At 71.3% G+C, this 15,962-nt stretch carries 17 protein-coding genes; 6 read left to right on the top strand and 11 right to left on the bottom strand.

All coding sequences use genetic code 11. The annotated features are described in order from the left end of the window. Window positions 1-4: 4 nt before the first annotated feature. Together FVP33_RS07390 and FVP33_RS07385 are read left to right on the top strand one after the other, a co-directional pair. Window positions 5-823: a crotonase/enoyl-CoA hydratase family protein gene (locus FVP33_RS07390; RefSeq protein ID WP_147782959.1), complete on the top strand. Its 819-nt coding sequence runs from the start codon at window positions 5-7 to the stop codon at window positions 821-823. Window positions 824-844: 21 nt separating this feature from the next. Next, window positions 845-2,245 carry a dihydrolipoyl dehydrogenase family protein gene (locus FVP33_RS07385; protein ID WP_147782958.1) on the top strand — a complete coding sequence of 467 codons (1,401 nt, stop codon included), beginning with the start codon at window positions 845-847 and terminating at the stop codon, window positions 2,243-2,245. Between the two features lie 15 nt (window positions 2,246-2,260). On the opposite strand, the gene FVP33_RS07380 is transcribed toward FVP33_RS07385, so the two are convergent. Beyond that, entirely contained in the window at window positions 2,261-3,496 is a 1,236-nt protein-coding gene (locus tag FVP33_RS07380) for a glycosyltransferase (RefSeq protein ID WP_147782957.1), read from the bottom strand. Window positions 3,497-3,586: 90 nt separating this feature from the next. On the opposite strand from FVP33_RS07380, the gene FVP33_RS07370 reads away from it, so the two are divergent. Both FVP33_RS07370 and FVP33_RS07365 read left to right on the top strand, forming a co-directional pair. Further along, complete coding sequence (locus FVP33_RS07370; protein ID WP_246142216.1) at window positions 3,587-4,846, top strand: SDR family NAD(P)-dependent oxidoreductase; 1,260 nt, start codon at window positions 3,587-3,589, stop codon at window positions 4,844-4,846. An 81-nt stretch (window positions 4,847-4,927) separates the two neighbouring features. Then, the gene (locus tag FVP33_RS07365) at window positions 4,928-5,479 is read left to right on the top strand and encodes a hypothetical protein (RefSeq protein ID WP_187270610.1); all 552 of its coding nucleotides are present in this window, start codon (window positions 4,928-4,930) and stop codon (window positions 5,477-5,479) included. A 6-nt stretch (window positions 5,480-5,485) separates the two neighbouring features. Here FVP33_RS07365 and FVP33_RS07360 read toward each other — a convergent pair whose 3' ends face one another. The 3 genes from FVP33_RS07360 to FVP33_RS07350 form a co-directional block, all read right to left on the bottom strand. After that, complete coding sequence (locus tag FVP33_RS07360; RefSeq protein WP_147782955.1) at window positions 5,486-6,901, bottom strand: amidase; 1,416 nt, start codon at window positions 6,899-6,901, stop codon at window positions 5,486-5,488. Between the two features lie 52 nt (window positions 6,902-6,953). Further along, window positions 6,954-7,319 carry a hypothetical protein gene (locus FVP33_RS07355; RefSeq protein ID WP_147782954.1) on the bottom strand — a complete coding sequence of 122 codons (366 nt, stop codon included), beginning with the start codon at window positions 7,317-7,319 and terminating at the stop codon, window positions 6,954-6,956. A gap of 259 nt (window positions 7,320-7,578) precedes the next feature. Next, window positions 7,579-7,995: a VOC family protein gene (locus FVP33_RS07350; RefSeq protein ID WP_147782953.1), complete on the bottom strand. Its 417-nt coding sequence runs from the start codon at window positions 7,993-7,995 to the stop codon at window positions 7,579-7,581. A 59-nt stretch (window positions 7,996-8,054) separates the two neighbouring features. On the opposite strand from FVP33_RS07350, the gene FVP33_RS07345 reads away from it, so the two are divergent. Next, window positions 8,055-8,381 (top strand): DMT family transporter, encoded by a 327-nt coding sequence (locus tag FVP33_RS07345; RefSeq protein WP_147782952.1) that lies wholly within the window; start codon window positions 8,055-8,057, stop codon window positions 8,379-8,381. A gap of 2 nt (window positions 8,382-8,383) precedes the next feature. Further along, window positions 8,384-8,917 carry a TetR/AcrR family transcriptional regulator gene (locus FVP33_RS07340; protein ID WP_187270609.1) on the top strand — a complete coding sequence of 178 codons (534 nt, stop codon included), beginning with the start codon at window positions 8,384-8,386 and terminating at the stop codon, window positions 8,915-8,917. 10 nt (window positions 8,918-8,927) lie between these two features. Here the strand turns inward: FVP33_RS07340 and mftF are convergent, their stop codons facing one another. From mftF to FVP33_RS07305, 7 genes are all read right to left on the bottom strand, one after another. Beyond that, a complete protein-coding gene (mftF, locus tag FVP33_RS07335; RefSeq protein ID WP_147782950.1) occupies window positions 8,928-10,376 on the bottom strand; it encodes a mycofactocin biosynthesis glycosyltransferase MftF in 1,449 nt (482 codons plus the stop codon). Further along, window positions 10,373-11,089, bottom strand: a complete 717-nt coding sequence (gene mftE / locus FVP33_RS07330; RefSeq protein ID WP_147782949.1) for a mycofactocin biosynthesis peptidyl-dipeptidase MftE — start codon at window positions 11,087-11,089, stop codon at window positions 10,373-10,375. Before mftE ends, mftF begins: the two co-directional genes overlap by 4 nt. A gap of 41 nt (window positions 11,090-11,130) precedes the next feature. Further along, window positions 11,131-12,336, bottom strand: a complete 1,206-nt coding sequence (mftD, locus tag FVP33_RS07325) for a pre-mycofactocin synthase MftD (RefSeq protein ID WP_147782948.1) — start codon at window positions 12,334-12,336, stop codon at window positions 11,131-11,133. 31 nt (window positions 12,337-12,367) lie between these two features. Continuing rightward, window positions 12,368-13,243, bottom strand: a complete 876-nt coding sequence (locus FVP33_RS07320) for a vWA domain-containing protein (protein WP_222706644.1) — start codon at window positions 13,241-13,243, stop codon at window positions 12,368-12,370. A 102-nt stretch (window positions 13,244-13,345) separates the two neighbouring features. Next, window positions 13,346-14,251, bottom strand: a complete 906-nt coding sequence (locus FVP33_RS07315) for an AAA family ATPase (RefSeq protein WP_222706643.1) — start codon at window positions 14,249-14,251, stop codon at window positions 13,346-13,348. Beyond that, window positions 14,248-15,081, bottom strand: a complete 834-nt coding sequence (locus FVP33_RS07310) for a mycofactocin-coupled SDR family oxidoreductase (RefSeq protein WP_147782947.1) — start codon at window positions 15,079-15,081, stop codon at window positions 14,248-14,250. The genes FVP33_RS07315 and FVP33_RS07310 overlap by 4 nt, the downstream gene beginning before the upstream one ends. Window positions 15,082-15,125: 44 nt before the next feature. After that, a complete protein-coding gene (locus FVP33_RS07305) occupies window positions 15,126-15,956 on the bottom strand; it encodes a mycofactocin-coupled SDR family oxidoreductase (protein ID WP_147782946.1) in 831 nt (276 codons plus the stop codon). Window positions 15,957-15,962: the final 6 nt, after the last annotated feature.

Genomic DNA, 15,962 nt, shown 5'->3' with positions numbered 1-15,962 from the left:
TGGGATGATCCGACCGACCGAACAGAGGCCAGCGTTGACCGAGACCCCACGTATCACCGTCGAGCGGGACGGCCACGTTCTGAGGATCGGCTTCAACCGTCCGGAGAAGCGCAACGCGGCCGACTACCGGCTGTTGTCCGAGCTCGCGGTCGCCTACGGCGAACTCGAGAACGATCCCGAGCTGAGGGTCGGCTTCGTGTTCGCGCATGGCGACCACTTCACCGGCGGCCTCGACCTCGCCGACGTCGCCCCGCGCATCGGGGCGGACGGACTGGAGATCGCCCCGGACGGCGGCATCAACCCCTGGCAGGTGTCGGGGCGCCAGCTCTCGAAGCCGGTGGTGATCGCGGTGCAGGGCACCTGCCTCACCCTCGGAATCGAACTGATCCTCGCCAGCGACATCGCCGTCGCCGCCGAGTCGACGACCTTCGGCCAGATCGAGGTCGCTCGCGGCATCCTGCCGTTCGGCGGGGCGACGATCCGCTTCCCGCGGGCCGTGGGCTGGGGGAACGCCATGCGCTGGATCCTCACCGGCGACAGCTTCGACGCGGCGGAGGCTCACCGCATCGGACTGGTGCAAGAGGTCGTGCCAGACGGAACCCAGTTCGACCGCGGCCTCGAACTCGCCCGCCGGGTTGCCGCGCAGGCGCCCCTCGCCGTGCAGGCCGCCCTCGCCAACGCGAGGCTCGCCGTGCGCGAGGGGGATGCGGCGGCCGAGGCGGCGCTGCAGCCCGCCCTGGTTCGGCTCGCCTCGAGCGAGGACGCCCGGATCGGAATGACCGCTTTCGTCACCCGCACCGAGGCCGAGTTCGTCGGCCGCTGAATCGACGCCAAGGAGAAGCCCATGACCGAAACCAGCTACGACGTCATCGTGATCGGCGCGGGCGCGGTGGGCGAGAACATCGCCGACCGCGCCGTGCAGGGCGGCCTCACCGCCCTCATCATCGAGAGCGAGCTCGTCGGTGGCGAGTGTTCGTACTGGGCCTGCATCCCGTCGAAGGTGCTGCTGCGCAGCGGAATCGCGCTGCGGGCGGCGAAGGCCGTCGGCGGTGCACGAGAGGCCGTCGGAGAGCTGGATGTCGCGGCCGTCTTCGCCCGCCGCAATTCCTTCACCCACGACTGGAACGACGACAGCCAGGTCGCGTGGGTCGCTGGAGCGGGCATCGACCTCGTGCGCGGCCACGCCCGCATCTCCGGCGAGAAGCAGGTGACCGTGGGCGAGACGGTGTACACGGCCCGTCACGCCGTCGCCGTGAGCGTCGGCTCGGACTCCCTGCTGCCCGACATCCCGGGACTGGCCGAGGCCGGCCCCTGGACCAGCCGGGACGCGACGAGCGCCAAGAAGGCGCCGACGAGCCTCGCGATCCTCGGCGGAGGCGTCGTCGCCGTGGAGATGGCCACCGCCTACGCCACCTTCGGCACCCGGGTCACCGTGGTGGCGCGGAGCTCGCTGCTCTCGAACCAGGAGCCGTTCGCCGGGGAGATCGTCGCCAAGAGCCTCGCGGCGCTCGGCGCCGACGTGCGCCTGGACGCGTCGGTGAGCTCGGTTCGGCGCACAGAGTCTGGCGTCGAGCTCACCCTCGGCGACGGCTCGACCCTCGTCGCCGACGAGGTGCTGGTGGCGATCGGCCGCACGCCGCGCACCTCGGATCTCGGCTTCGAGACGATCGGCCTGACCCCCGGCGACTGGCTGCACGTGGACGACACCATGCTCGTCTCCGGGTTCGACTGGCTTTACGCCTGCGGTGACGTGAACCACCGCGCGCTCCTCACCCACCAGGGCAAGTACCAGGCCCGGGCCGCCGGCGATGTGATCGTGGCGAGGGCCACCGGCCAGCCCGTCTCTGATGAGCCATGGGGCACGCACGTGGCCACCGCCGACCACCAGGCCGTTCCGCAGGTGACCTTCAGCGACCCGGAGGTCGCCGCTGCCGGACTCACCGCCGCGGCGGCCACGAAGGCCGGCTACGAGATCCGCGTCGTCGACTACGACCTCGGCTGGGTCGCCGGCAGTTCGGTGCACGCGGACGACTACGCCGGTCGGGCCCGCATGGTGGTCGACGAGAAGCGCGGGGTGATCCTCGGGGTGACCTTCGTGGGCCAGGACGTCTCGGAGATGATCCACGCGGCGACCACGGCGATCGTCGGGGAGGTGCCGATCTCGAGGCTCTGGCACGCCGTTCCCGCCTACCCCACGATGAACGAGATCTGGCTGCGGCTGCTCGAGACCTACGGTCGGCCCTAGGACAGCAGAGCGGCCCTAGGACAGCAGACCGGCATACACTCCGATGAGCGCGGTGGTCGACGATGCCCAGGTGAAGCCCTCCGCGAAGTGTCGGGCGCTGAGCGACAGGGTCTCGAGCCCCGCCGCGTCATCGAGCAACTGCGCGATCGTGACCGCCCAGACGCGGGGCTCGCGGGAGTCGACGAGCAAACCGGAGACTCCGGCCGACACGGATTCGACGAGGCCGCCCCCGCGGAACGCCACCACCGGCGTGCCGCTCGCGGCCGACTCGAGGGCGACGAGGCCGAAGGTCTCCGAGCGGGACGGCACGAGGGTCACCGTCGCCGCCGCGAGCACGTTGGCGAGCCATTCCCGCGAGACCGCCCCGGCGAACCGCACGTCGTCGCGCACGCCGAGTTCGGTCGCGAGCACCCGCAGAGAGGCCGCGTAGCCCTCGTCGCCCGGCGTCGCGTCCCCCGCGATCACGAGCACCGGTGCCCAGCCGCGCATCGCGTGCAGTTCGGCGAGCGCCCGGATGGCCAGTTCCTGGTCCTTGAACTGCTGCACCCGGCCCACCACGGCGATGATCGGGCGGCCGGGGGCGATCGCGAGCTGCTCACGCACCGCGAGCTCGGCGGCATCCGTCCGAGTGGGAGAGAAGAGCCCGACGTCGACCCCCGGCGGAATCACCCAGAGCCGTTCGGTGGGGGCGCGAACGTCGTCGATGAGGGCGGTGACCTCCGCGGACGAGGAGGCGACGATCGCGCTCGCCTGATTGGCGAGGTACATCTCCGTGCGCACCCGCTGCTCGGACTCGGCCGGCTGGCCGGCGCCGAGCGTGCGGTTCTTCATCGCGGCCACGGTGTGGAAGCTCTGCACGAAGGGGAGCCCGAGTTCGAGCGCCACCGGCAGCGTCGCGAGCCCGCTGAGCCAATAGTGGGCGTGGACCACGTCGTAGCGTCCCTCGACGCGACCGGCGAGATCGGCCACGGCCTCGCCGAACTCGTCGGCGACCTCGGGCAGCCGGCTCTTGGGAAGCTCGCCGACGGGGCCGGCCGCGAGCTCGTGCAGGGTGACGCCCTCGGCGACCTCGGTCACCGCCGGACGGTCGATCGCGCGGGTGATCAGGTCCACCTCGATGCCGCGGTGGGCGAGTTGGGCCGCGATCGAGAGGATGGCGATGTTCATTCCGCCGGAATCCCCGGTGCCGGCCGGCGCGATCGGCGAGGTGTGCATCGACACCATCGCCACGCGTTCCAGCTTCACGGCCATGCTGTCACTGTATTGGCTCGCCCTGCCTGCCGGCTGAACGGATTGTGCGCGCGCGGTCCTAGGGTGGGGTGACGAATGGGCCGAGGAGCGATGAGCCGGATGATGGCGCGAGCGACCGCGGCGGCCGTGCGGCTCGAGGCGTGGGCGAGGTCCGTGCCCGGGGCGCGAGCGCTGCTGCTCTCCCCCGTCGTCGCGCGGCCGGGCTATTGGTTCGCCACCGGGTGCGCGCTGGTCTGGGGCGGCATCCTCAGCCGCGGTCGGCTGCACGGCCGGGGCGGTCTCATCGTGGCCGCGGGCTGTCCGCGGTGGGCGTTCGGCCGGGGCGGCACCACGGTGGGTGCTGTCTACCTCACCCACGATCACGTCGGCCCGGCGGTGCTCCGGCACGAGGCGGTGCACCGTGCACAATGGAAGCACTACGGGCGCCTTCATTCCGCTCTACGTCGCGGCCGGGCAGGACGCGGCAGACAACCGCTTCGAGATCGAGGCCGGACTGGAGAATGGCGGATATCGGTGACCCAGAGTGACCTGCACGGACGCACGATCGTCATCACCGGCGCGAGTTCCGGCGTCGGGCGGGCGGCCGCCATCGCCCTCGCCGAGCGAGGGGCGCACATCGCCGTGGTGGGGCGCAACTCGGAGCGCACCCACGCCGTCGCCGCCCGCGTCGGCGGCGCGCCGTTCGTCGCCGACTTCGACAGCCTCGACGAGGTGCGGGCCCTCGCCGCGAGCCTTCTCGCGCGGTATCCACGCATCGACGCCCTCGCCAACAACGCGGGCGGCCTCGTGTCGAAGCGCGGCCGGTCGGCTGACGGCCTCGACCGGGCCCTGCAGCACAACCACCTCGCCCCCTTTCTGCTCACCAACCTGCTCCTGCCGAGGCTCGTGGAGAACGGTGCGCGGGTGATCTCCACGGCGAGCGTCGCGAACCGGTTCGCGCACCTCGACCTGAACGACCTGCAGTTCGAGAGACGCGCCTGGCTCGGCGGCTGGCAGGAATACGCCACGGTAAAGCTGGAGACGATCCTCTTCATCCGCGAACTCGCCCGCCGCACCGCCCGGACCGGCCTCACCGCGTACTCGTTCCACCCCGGCTACGTGATCACGAGTTTCGGCAGCGATTCGGCGTTCAAGCGGTTCGGCGAGTTCGTCAGTCGCGGCAGCCTCGGAATCAGCCCCGAGCAGGGTGCCGCTCCCCTCGTGCACCTCGCCTCGGTCGACGACGTCGGGGCGCCGAGCGGCACCTACTTCGACGGTCTCACCCCGAACGGCCGCACCCACCGACTCGCGTCGGACGACGCCGTCGCCGCCCGGCTGTGGGAGGAGAGCGCCGCGCTCGTCGGTGTGTAGCCACCCGCTATCGCTTGCGTAACGAAGCTGGCCCTCCGGCCGATCACTCCCTAGAGTCATCCTCACGGTAAGGGGATGACCATGCGACGGAGCGGAGTCGGCACGGCGATCGTGGCCCTGGCTGTACTCGCCCTCTCGGCCTGCACGTGGTCGGCCCAGACGCCGACGCCACCCGCGTCGCCCTCGGTGTCGTCCGCGAGTCCCGGCCCGTCGCTCACTCCGACGCCGACCGCGTCGCTGGCCTGCGACACCCTCGTCACCCCGACCGCGCTCTCCCGCCTGACGTCCGGCGGCTCGGTGTTCACCGAAGGCTTCGCGACGAGGATGCGCGAGGAGGGAAACGAACTGGCGGCCTTTCTCGACCTTGGAGGCATCCTGTGCCAGTGGGGATACCCCGAGAGCGATGCGAGTGTGGTGCTCGGATATTCGCCCATCACCGCTGCCCAGGCGATGGCCCAGAAACAGAGGCTGACCGCCGAAGGATGGGTCGCGAAGGTCGCCCCGGACGGAAGCGAAAGCTGGACGACGACGAACACCGAGAAGTACCTGGGCAACGAGCCCGTGTACGTGTTCCGGCCGGGCAACTGGCGCTTCGCGCTCGACGGGTCTGCCCTCGCCGACTTCGCCCTGTGACGCCCGCTACCACTGCGGCGGGTGCCGCCGTTGCCAGAGCAGCCGGCGCTCGAGCTGGGCGCCGATCGCGAGGAGGGTCGCCTCGCCGCCCGGCCGTCCGACGAGTTGCACTCCCATCGGGATGCCGTCCGCGGTCTGGGCGACGGGAAGCGTGATCGCGGGGAGTCCGGTCACGTTCGCGAAGGAGGTGAACGGCGTGTACTGCACCTGCTGGGCGAAGTTGAGTTCGGCATCCTCGGCGTCGTACCAGCCGACGGGTCGCGGTGTCAGTGCGAGAGCCGGGGTGAGCACGGCGTCGAAACGCGAGAACTGGCGGATGATGGACCGTTCGAAGGTCGTCAGGGCGGCGAGGGCGGCGATCAGCTCGCGCGCCGAGATTGCCCGGCCGCGCTCGACCAGCCAGCGAGTGAGGGGCTCGAGCGAGTCGAGCTCGGCGCCCTCGGCGGGGATGCCGGACGCCCCGGCCTGCCAGATGGTGCGGAAGTTCGGCGCATAGCTCGGGTCGGGCTCGAGCCGCATCTCCTCGATTCCATGCCCGATGGCATCGAGTTCGGCGACGGCGATGGCGAGCGCGTCGGATGCCTCGACGGAGACCCGCACGTCGTAGGCGTCGTCCCACGGCGAGCTGGTCATCACCCCCAGCTGGAACCGGCCCTCGCCCCGCACGGCGGCGTTGAGCAGGGCGCCGCCGTCCCAGCGGGGCGCGCGGAGGGAGAACGGGTAGTCGCCACCGGCGACCATCGCGTCGAGCATCATGGCGGCATCCGCGACGGTGCGCGCGAGGGGCCCGGGCACGACGAGCCCGGCGAGCTTGTCGAGGCCGGTGCCGCTCGGCACCAGTCCGCGCGAGGGCTTGAGACCCACGAGCCCGCAGGCCGCGGCGGGGATGCGCACCGAGCCTCCGCCGTCGGACCCGGGAGCGAACGGCAGCAGCCCGGCGGACACGGCGACCGCTGCGCCGCCGCTCGATCCCCCCGCGCCCAGCGAGGGGTCCCACGGGTTTCGCGCCGGTGGGGCGACGAGGCTCTCGGTGTAGCTCGGCAGACCGAATTCCGGCGCGTTCGTCTTGCCGAGGCTCACCCCGCCCGCCGCATCCAGCACCTCGACGATCTCGTCCGAGGTGTCTGGAACGAAGCCGCGCATCAGGCGCGAACCGAATCCGGTGGGGACACCGGCGCGGTTCACCAGGTCCTTGTCACCGAACGGAAGTCCCCAGAGCTGCGCGGTCCTCGGCACCGTCTCGGCGACGGCGCGCGCCCGCTCGAGCGCCGCATCCGCGGTCACGGTCACGAAGGCGCCGAGGCCGCCGTCCAGCCGCTCGATGCGCTCCAGGTAATGCTCGGCGAGTTCGACGGGCGTCACCTCCCCGCGCTGCAGCCAGTCCCATTGTTCTTGAGCGGTCAGGTGATGGAGTTCGAACACCCCTCGAGCCTAGAGCCGCCAGATCACCCCGGCGGCGCCGGCTCCGCAATGGTCACTCGAGCTCGGCGCGCAGCCGCCTCAGCAGCTTCTCGAACTCGGCGGGGGCGTTCCTGAGAACCGAGCGGCCGGTGAGGCGGCCGAGCAGCGGGGCCCTCTGTGCAACGTTGAGGATGTAGTGCTCCACGTGCGACCCGTACTGGTCCGGCACGACGCGGTACTCGCCCCGGTACCACCAGCCGCCCTGCGCGATGATCAGGAAGGCGAACGGGTCTGCGGTGTAGAGGGTGCCCGAGGTCTCGGCAGGGCGGAGCCTGGCGTCGATGGCCTCGAAGACGGCCCTGGGTCTCGCCTTGACGTGACCGGCGAGGGTGACGAGCAGTTCGGCGTTCGCCGGGCGTTGGCGCGGGGCTTCTCGCATTCAATGACTGTAGCGCCGGAGCACCCGGGACACGCACCGGGGGGACGCACCGCACGCGCGCACCGCGCGAGGCGAAAGCCCGTGGACGAGGCCGGCCCCGGTGATGATGACCCACCCGGCCCGGCCCCGATTTTCTTACACGTTCGCCTCGCCGGGACCACCCGGATGGGAGGCCCGCGGTTGACGTGATGCCACCCTAGGCAATGCCCACGACATCCCGATCTTCTTTACGGATTGCTAACTTTCGTGACGGTAGCGGTCACGAATCGAGCTCCTGGAAGACGGTGATCTGCAGTCCCCCCGGCGCCTCGAGCCTCGCGTTGAGCGAATTCCACGGGGTGCGGGTCGGCGCGGCGAGCACCTCGGCCCCGCCCGCCTCGAGCGCGGTGGTGGTCGAGGCGGCATCCTGCACCTCGAAGGCCACGCGGATGCTGAGGGCCGGCGGGCGGCTCACCGGACGACCCACCTCCACGTCGTCGATGAGTCGCACCTGGGCGCGGTTGGCGATCTCGAGCGTCGCCCGCGGGATGCCGAGGATCGTCACCTGCGCGCCGCCCTCGCCGCTGTACGACTCCTGCTCGGTGAGGCCGAGCACGTCTCGATAGAAGGCGACGGTGGCGTCGTAGTCATCGGTCTCGGCCACCAGTCGAAGCTGGGTCACGCGGGATTCGGTCATGATCCGAGCCTAATCCGCGCCATTCTGGTACATTTGTACCATAATTGAGAGGAAACCCCATGGGATACCTGTTTCTGGCAGGAGCGATCGTCGCCGAGGTCATCGGCACGACCGCACTCCGGTTCACGGCCGGCGAGGGGAACAAGGTCGTGCCGTACATCGTCGTGGTCGTCGGCTACGTCGCGGCCTTCTCCCTGCTCTCCCTGAGCCTCGGCGCCGGCGTGCCCCTGGGCATCGCCTACGCGATCTGGGCGGCGATCGGGGTCGTTCTCGTCGTGCTGATCAGCTGGCTGCTCTTCAACGAGAGCCTCACCCTCGTGCAGATCGGCGGGGTGCTGCTCGTCGTCGGCGGAGTCACGATGCTCGAACTCGGCGGAAGGCACTGATCGTGGCCGGCAGCACGGCCAAGGGCGAGGCGCGGAGGACTGCCCTGCTCGACGCCGTCGTTCGCGTTCTCGAGCGCGGCGGGCCGGGCGCGGTCACCCATCGGGCCGTCGCGGCCGAGGCCGGGGTTCCGCTCGCCGCGGCCACCTACTACTTTTCGAACATCGACGATCTTCTCGTGAGCGCGCTGCTCAAGGCCACCGAGGAACAGGTCGAGCTCTTCGCCCGCCTCGAGACCCCCGGCATCGGAGAGGTCGCTCGGATGCTGCACGACTGGACGCACACGAGGCGCGCCGCGGTCATCGCCCAGTACGAACTGCTCTTCCTCGCCATGCGGCGGGAGGCCCTGCGGGACGCCGCGGAACGGTGGTACCGCGCCCTCGAGAACGCGCTCGGCGGCGGGCGCGGGTCGCGGGTCGCGGCGCTCGCCATCGACGGGCTCGTCCTGCGCATCCTCTGGAGCGGGGAACCGTCCACGGTGGCCGGCATCGAGGCGGCGCTCGCGGACATCTTCGAGGCCGCCGCCGCGCTGGGCTGAGAGCGCGACGTCAGCCCTCGGAGCGTGAGTCCCGAACCCGGATGTCGGGGCGGAGAGGCGCGAACGACCGGCCCCTGATCGCCCCGAGCCACACCCCGGCGCCGTAGGCCAGATCGTCGAGACGCCGGGCCAGGCCGAACCGCAGGGGGTCGATCCGCGCCTCGAGCCGCGCGTCAGTGCGGCGGTACTCGAGCGCGGCGTCCGCGATCGCGGCCACCAGCACCGCGCGGCGCATCCGGCGCGAGACGAGGCAGCCCACCGCGGCGAGCGGCCACCAGTGCCGCAGGAGCAGGGCGGCCCCCTGCGCCAGCGCCGCGACCACGCCGTTCGAGACGAGCCACACGCCGTCCCGTGCCGGGTGCTCGCTGCGGCCGAGCCTGCGGGCGATGCGCGCCGCAGCGACGGCCGAGATGCCCAGGGCAACCGGGATCGACCAGCGCCTCTGGGCGAGGAGGGCCAGGATCACGCCGACGCTCCACGGGGCGAGCACCACCGGGGCGATGCTCCGGGGATGGCGCGCGGCGAGCGCCTGCGCGCCCGTTCCGTAGAACGCCTTTCGAGACAGCCAGTCGACGAGCGTCACCCGGTGCTCGTGCCGCACGCTCGCCGCCGGCTCGAAGCGCACACGCCAGCCCAGCTCGGCGAGCCGCCAGACCAGGTCCACGTCTTCCGCCACCCGCAGTCCGGGAGCGAAGCCCTCGCCGATGGCCGAGACCCGGGCGACCAGGCAGGCGCCGGGCAGCCAGGACACGGGGGCGCGTGGCCGCACGATGCCGGGGTGGCGGCCCAGGTCGAGCGACGACCGCGCCTGCTCGTAGCGCCCGATCCAGTTGGAGTGCTCCTCATCGGTGGTGCCGAGGATGCGGGGTCCGACGAGCGCCACCCGCGGGTCGGCGAAGTGGCCGAGCATGGTGGAGAGGGCGCCCGGCTCGACGACAACGTCGTCGTCGATGAAGGCCACGAACTCCGTGGTCACCCGCGCCAGCCCGGCGTTGCGGGCGCCGGCCGGCCCCAGGTTGGCCTCGAGGCGCACGAGTTCGGCACCGTGGGCGACGACCACCGCAGCTATCGGTTCGGGAGCCGGCGAGCAGTCGTCGACGACCACCACCCGCGCGTTCGGCCCGAGGCTCGCGAGCAGCCGGTCGAGGGCGGCGGGCCGCCCGTGCACCGGCACGACCACCGTCAGCCGACTCTCATCGGCCCTCGGCAGTCGGTCGACGACCGGGTCGGCAATCCCCGTCTCGAGCAGGCGGTCGGCCAGGGCGGCCGTCGCGGCACTCGTCACGGTCAGCACCCGATCCTCGATCATCCCCACCGCGGCGGGGGTGAGGTAGAGCACCCGGGTGGGGGCCCCGCCGATAAGCGCGCGCCCCCCGTCCGTGGACCGCACAGTGCGCCCGAGCCGCACCGTGAATCCGGGGGGAAGGGGGAGATCGGGCGGGGCGGCCGGCTGGGTCACGGGGGCGCCGGGTCGCGAAGGCGGCCCTGGGCGTCCGCACTGTTCGCGTCGATCCTGCGCGCGGCATCCTCCGCCATCGCCTCGAGGATGGCGCGTCCCTCGTCGGCGCTCGCGCCCGTCGGGTCTCCGAGGATCCCCGAGGGGGAGACGAACCGCACGCCGTGCGCGGTCAGAGACGCCATGAGCTCGGCGACGGGCACGACGTTGCCGGCCACGGCGGCGGACAGGTCCACGGCTCCGGGATCGAGGTGCAGCATGAGGGAAGTCTCGGTGCGGCCCGCATGGGCATCGCCCTCGGCCGCGCACGGCAGCCAGGCCACGTCGCGCCCCTCGGCGACGAGTCGGGGGACGGTGCGCGCGAGGGTCGAGACGTTGCCGCCGTGCCCGTTGACGATCACGATGCGTCGGGCCCAGAGGGAGAGCGACCGCACGAGTTCGGTCAGCACGACCTCGAGGGCCTCGTGGCCGATCGACATCGTGCCGGGGAAGGACTGGTGCTCGCCGCTCGCCGCGTAGGCCAGTACCGGCGCGACGAGCACCGGGCCCGCCCCGCGATGGAGCCGGGCGGCCTCCTCCGCGACGGCCGTCGCGATCCGGCTGTCGGTGTCGAGGGGAAGATGCGGTCCGTGCTGCTCCGTCGACCCGACGGGCACCAGCACGAGCGCACCCTCGGGCACGGCGACCCACGCCCGCTCGGCCAACCGATTAGTCACGGCACTCCCCTCGACGCGTCAACGACGGCGCTACCCATTCTTCACCGCAGCGGTCGATTCTTCACCGCAGCGGCCGCGCCGAGCGTGCGGGTGAAGCCCGGCGGAATCACGAGGTCGTCAGGACCGAGTTCGTGGATCGAGGCATGGCCGAGCCCGAGCACTGCCGAGTCGAGGCCGCCGCGCAGGATGTCGAGCACGTTCTCCACCCCGGCCTGGCCGTTCGCCGCGAGCCCCCAGAGGTACGCCCGGCCGATCATCACCGCCCGGGCGCCGAGGGCGAGGGCCTTCGCGACGTCGCTCCCCCGGCGGATCCCGCCGTCGAGCACGATCTCCACCTGACCGCCGACCGCCTCCGCCACCGAGGGCAGCATCCGGATGGTGGCGGGAGTGGAGTCCAGGTTGTTGCCGCCGTGGTTGGAGACCGAGATCGCGGTCACCCCGGCGTCCACCGCCCGCTTCGCGTCGTCGATGCGCGAGATCCCCTTGAGCATGAACGGTCCGCCCCACTGTTCGCGCAGCCAGGCGACGTCCGCCCAGGTGGCCGGTGGGGTCTGCATCCATTCGCCGTACGCCCCGAAGAAGGTGGGGGCGTCCTGGCCGGGTTCGGTCAGGTTGGGCGTCGTCAGGTCGGGGATGCGGAGCGTTCTCGCGTAGGCCAGGAGCCACTGCGGGCGGGTGATCACCTGCGGCGAGAGGGTCGCCATGGCCTTGAGGGTCATTCGTTCCGGAATCGCCGGGCTCCCCCAGTCCCGACCGTTGGAGAAGGACCAGTCGAGGGTCACGATCAGCCCCCGCGCACCCGCGGCCCTTGCGCGGTCCATCCGGCGGACGATGGCGTCCCGGGAGCCGGACCAGTAGAGCTGGAAGAAGGTCTGCGGGTTCGCCGCGACGACCTCCTCCACCGGCTTGCTCGCGTACGAGCTGAGCCCCATGATGGTTCCCCGGTTGGCAGCCGCCCTCGCGACCGCGACCTCGCCATCGGGGTGCACCGCCTGCACGCCGGTCGGGGAGATCAGCACCGGAAGGGAGATGGACTCCCCCATCACCGTGGTGCTGAGGTCCCGCACCGCGTGATGGCCAGCCACGTGCGGGGCGAGCCCCAGCTCCGAGAACGCCGCGGTGTTGTCTCTGTAGGTGACCCCCTTCTCCGACCCGGCGAGGAGCGCGCCGTAGACCGACCTCGGCAAGCGCCGCTTGGCACGTCTCTGCGCCTCGGCGACCGTTTCGAACCAGCCATTCCTGCTCACGGGGTAACCTCTCTCTTCGTGGATAGCGCCATCACGCGCTGAATAAGGCGCTGAGCGCCGGGGCGATGTCGCGATGGGTGCGGATCAGGCGCAGCGTGCCGTGGCCGGCCCTCGCGAGCTCCCGGCCGAGCTCGATGTCCTTCTCGCCGCTCACGTCGAGCAGGATGTCGAGGCGCGGCAGGCGCGCGGCGAACTGCCGCGGATCAGGGCCGGCGTTGTGCACACAGTCGGACAGCAGGAGCACCCGCGCGTCGCGGGCGGGCACCCGTGCCAGCTGTTGGGCGGCGAGCTCGAGCGGGAACGCCACGTTGGTGAGCCCGCGCGCCGGGATGCGCAGCATGGTGTCGAGCAGTTCCATCGGCTTCACCGGCTGGCCGAGGCGCAGGAGGATCGCCGCGTCCGACCAGAAGGCGATCACCGCGAGGGAATCGTGCTGCAACTCGGCGGAGAGCGCCCCGACGGTCGCGGCGGCGGTGTGCACGCGCTCCCCCTTCATCGACCCCGACACGTCGACCGCGAGCACGACCGAGCGCTTCGTGCGCACGCGCTCCCGTACGATGATGTCCTCGTCTTCCGGCAGCGGTCGCTCGGCGAGCACCTCGATCGTTCGGTCCAGATCGATGTCGTCCGACCCTCCGCGGTAGGGAACGCTCGCGAGAGTGCCCGATCCGCGATGCGCCGAGGCGTCGGCGCGGGGGCGGCGCACGGCGAGCCGCGCCGCGATCTGCCTGGCCCTCGCGCGCACCGTGGGGTCCGCCTCCACCGTGTCGACCTCGGCCGCCACGAGGGTGGCGAGCTCGTCGGTGATGCCGGGCGCCGAGCCCGCCGGCATCGGCCGGGCGCGGTCGCGCCCCGAACCCTCGGCGCGCAGTGCCATGCCGCCGGTGCCTGCCACTGGTTCGAACACGGTGGGCTCCTCCTCTAGCTGCTTCGGTGTGCGCCGCAGCGGGCGGGTCTGCCGCCTCACCGCGGGCTCGCGTGTCACCGGCGAGTCGGCCTCGACATCCCTTCAGCCCGGTTCGGCGATCGCCGGCTGCAGCACGAAGTGGTCTTCCCAGATCTCCCGCAGCACCCGCTCCGGCGTGGTCTCCGCCGCCTCGTCGAGGTGGATCCGGCCGGAGAGCGATACCACCATCGCGTCGTAGAACAGGGCGGCGTATTCGTCGTCGTCCGGAGACGTCACGCCTCGCAGCGCGGCGAGCTCGCGGGCGATGAGCACGCAGTCGATGGCTCCGCGCACGCTGCTGCCCTGGCGCAGGTCCCGATGGGTTCTGGTGGCTCGCGTCACCGCGACGGCGTCGCGGATGAAACGTTCGCCGAGCGTTCCGGAGACGCTCGTGCGCAGCGCCACGATCCCGCGCTCGCCCGCCTCGTCCTGGTAGCCGATCGACAGCCGGTTGAGCCGGTCGTGCACGCTCGTCGACAGCCGGGTGGTTCCGACGTTGTCGTACGGGTTCATCGAGGCGATCACCCGGAAGGTGGGGCGCGCCACGATGATGCCGACCCTCGGCACCGCGATGGAACGGTCGGCCATCGCCGCGAGCAGGGTGTTGAGGGTGTCCTCCGGTGCCCGGTTGAACTCCTCGATGTAGAGGAAACCGCCCTCCTGCATCGCCTCGACCAGTGGCCCGGCCACGAAGTTGTCCGCGCTGTAGTCCTCGCGAAGCACTCGCGCCGGGTTGTGGTGCCCCACCAGCTTTGCCGGCGTGAGGTCGGCGTTGCCCTCGACGAAGAGCAGAGGGATGCCCCACTCCTGGGTGATCGCCTTCAGCATGGTGGTCTTGCTCGTGCCTGGAGGCCCCTCGAGCACGATCTCCCGCCCGGCCGCGACGGCCGCGAGCGTGAGTTCGAGCTCACGCTCGCGGCCGACGATGTGCGAGGCGACCCTGGCGCGCGTGTCCGAGATGTCGGTCACTTGACGAGCACGCCGGCGTCGACCGGCAGCGTCACCCCCGTGACGTAGCGTGCCTCGTCGGACGCGAGCCACAACACCGCGTTGGAGATGTCCACCGGCTCGACCCACGGGATCGGCAGCGCGTTGAGCGACTGGAACCGAGGCGCGAGCACCTCGCGCGTGCGCTCGGCCACCGGCAGGTCGGAGGCGAACAGCTCGTAGGCCGCCGCGTTCTGGATCATGTCGGTGTTCACCGTGGTCGGATGGATGCTGTTCACCCGGATCATGTCCGGCGCCAGCTCGAGGGCCAGGGTGCGCATCAGTCCGACCACGCCGTGCTTCGCCGAGACGTAGTGCCCGATGTTGCCCATCCCCATGAGCCCGGCGGCGGAACTGGTGAGGATCATCGAGCCTCCGCCGGCCGCCCGGAGATGCGGGATCGCCGCCTTCGCGGTGTGCCAGACCCCGGTGAGGTTGACGTCGAGCATGTCCTTCCACTGCTCGTCGGAGAGCTCCTCCAACGTGCCGAAGCTGAAGATTCCCGCGTTGGCCGAGACGATGTCGAGCCGGCCCAGCTGGGCCACCCCCGCATCCAGCGCCGACTTGAGCGCGCCGTAGTCCCGCACGTCGGCCTGCACGGCGACGATGCGCCGGTCGAGGGCCTCCACCTGCTTCACGGTCTCGGCCAGGTCATCCGGCGTCGCCATCGCGTATGGCACGGAGTCCATCTGCGCGCAGATGTCCACCGCGATGATGTCGGCGCCCTCCTGCGCGAGCCGCAGCGCGTGGCTGCGCCCCTGGCCCCGCGCGGCGCCCGTGATGAATGCGACCTTTCCCTCTACTCTTCCCATGTCCGTTCTCCTTTGAACCTCTGAACTGCTCGGGTTGTTGCTCTCTACTTGATGACGGCGCCCGCGTCCACGGGCAGGGTGACCCCGGTGATGTACCTCGCCTCGTCCGACGCCAGGAACAGCAGGGCGTTCGAGATGTCGACGGCCTCCACCCAGGGGATGGGCAGGGCGTTCATCGCCTGCGAGGCCGGCTCGAAGTCGGCCTTGGTGGGGTGTTCGAGGTCGGGCCGGAAGAGCTTGTACACGCCCTCGTTCATGATCATCGGGGTGTCCACCTGGGTGGGATGCAGGCTGTTGACCCGGATCATGTCCGGCGCGAGCTCGAGCGCGAGCGTGCGCATGAGACCCACCACCCCGTGCTTCGCTGACACGTAGTGGCCGGCCCCCGGGTAGGCCATGAGCCCGGCCGCCGAACTCGTGAGGATGATCGACCCGCCTCGGCCGCCCGCCTTGAGGTGCGGGATCGCCGCCTTGGCGGCGTGCCACACGCCCGTGAGGTTCACGTCGAGCATTTCCTGCCAGGTCTCCTCGCTCATGTCCTCGAGCATCCCGAAGCTCGCGATTCCCGCGTTCGCGCTCACGATGTCGAGGCGGCCCAGCTGGGCGACCCCCGCATCGAGCGCCGACTTGAGCGCGCCATAATCCCGAACGTCGGCCTCGCTGGCGACGATCCGCCGGTCGAGGGCCTCGACCTGCTTCACCGTCTCCGCGAGGTCGTCCGGCGTGGACATCGCGTACGGCACGGAGTCCATCTGCGCGCAGATGTCCACCGCGATGATGTCGGCGCCCTCCTGCGCGAGCCGCAGCGCGTGGCTGCGCCCCTGGCCCCGCGCGGCGCCCGTGATGAATGCAACCTTTCCCTCTACCCGCCCCATTGCGTG

The organism is Lacisediminihabitans profunda (genome assembly GCF_008040105.1).
Taxonomy (GTDB): domain Bacteria; phylum Actinomycetota; class Actinomycetes; order Actinomycetales; family Microbacteriaceae; genus Lacisediminihabitans; species Lacisediminihabitans profunda.
The sequence above is the reverse complement of the archived record's forward strand: the minus strand, read 5'-3'. Positions and strand labels throughout refer to the sequence as shown.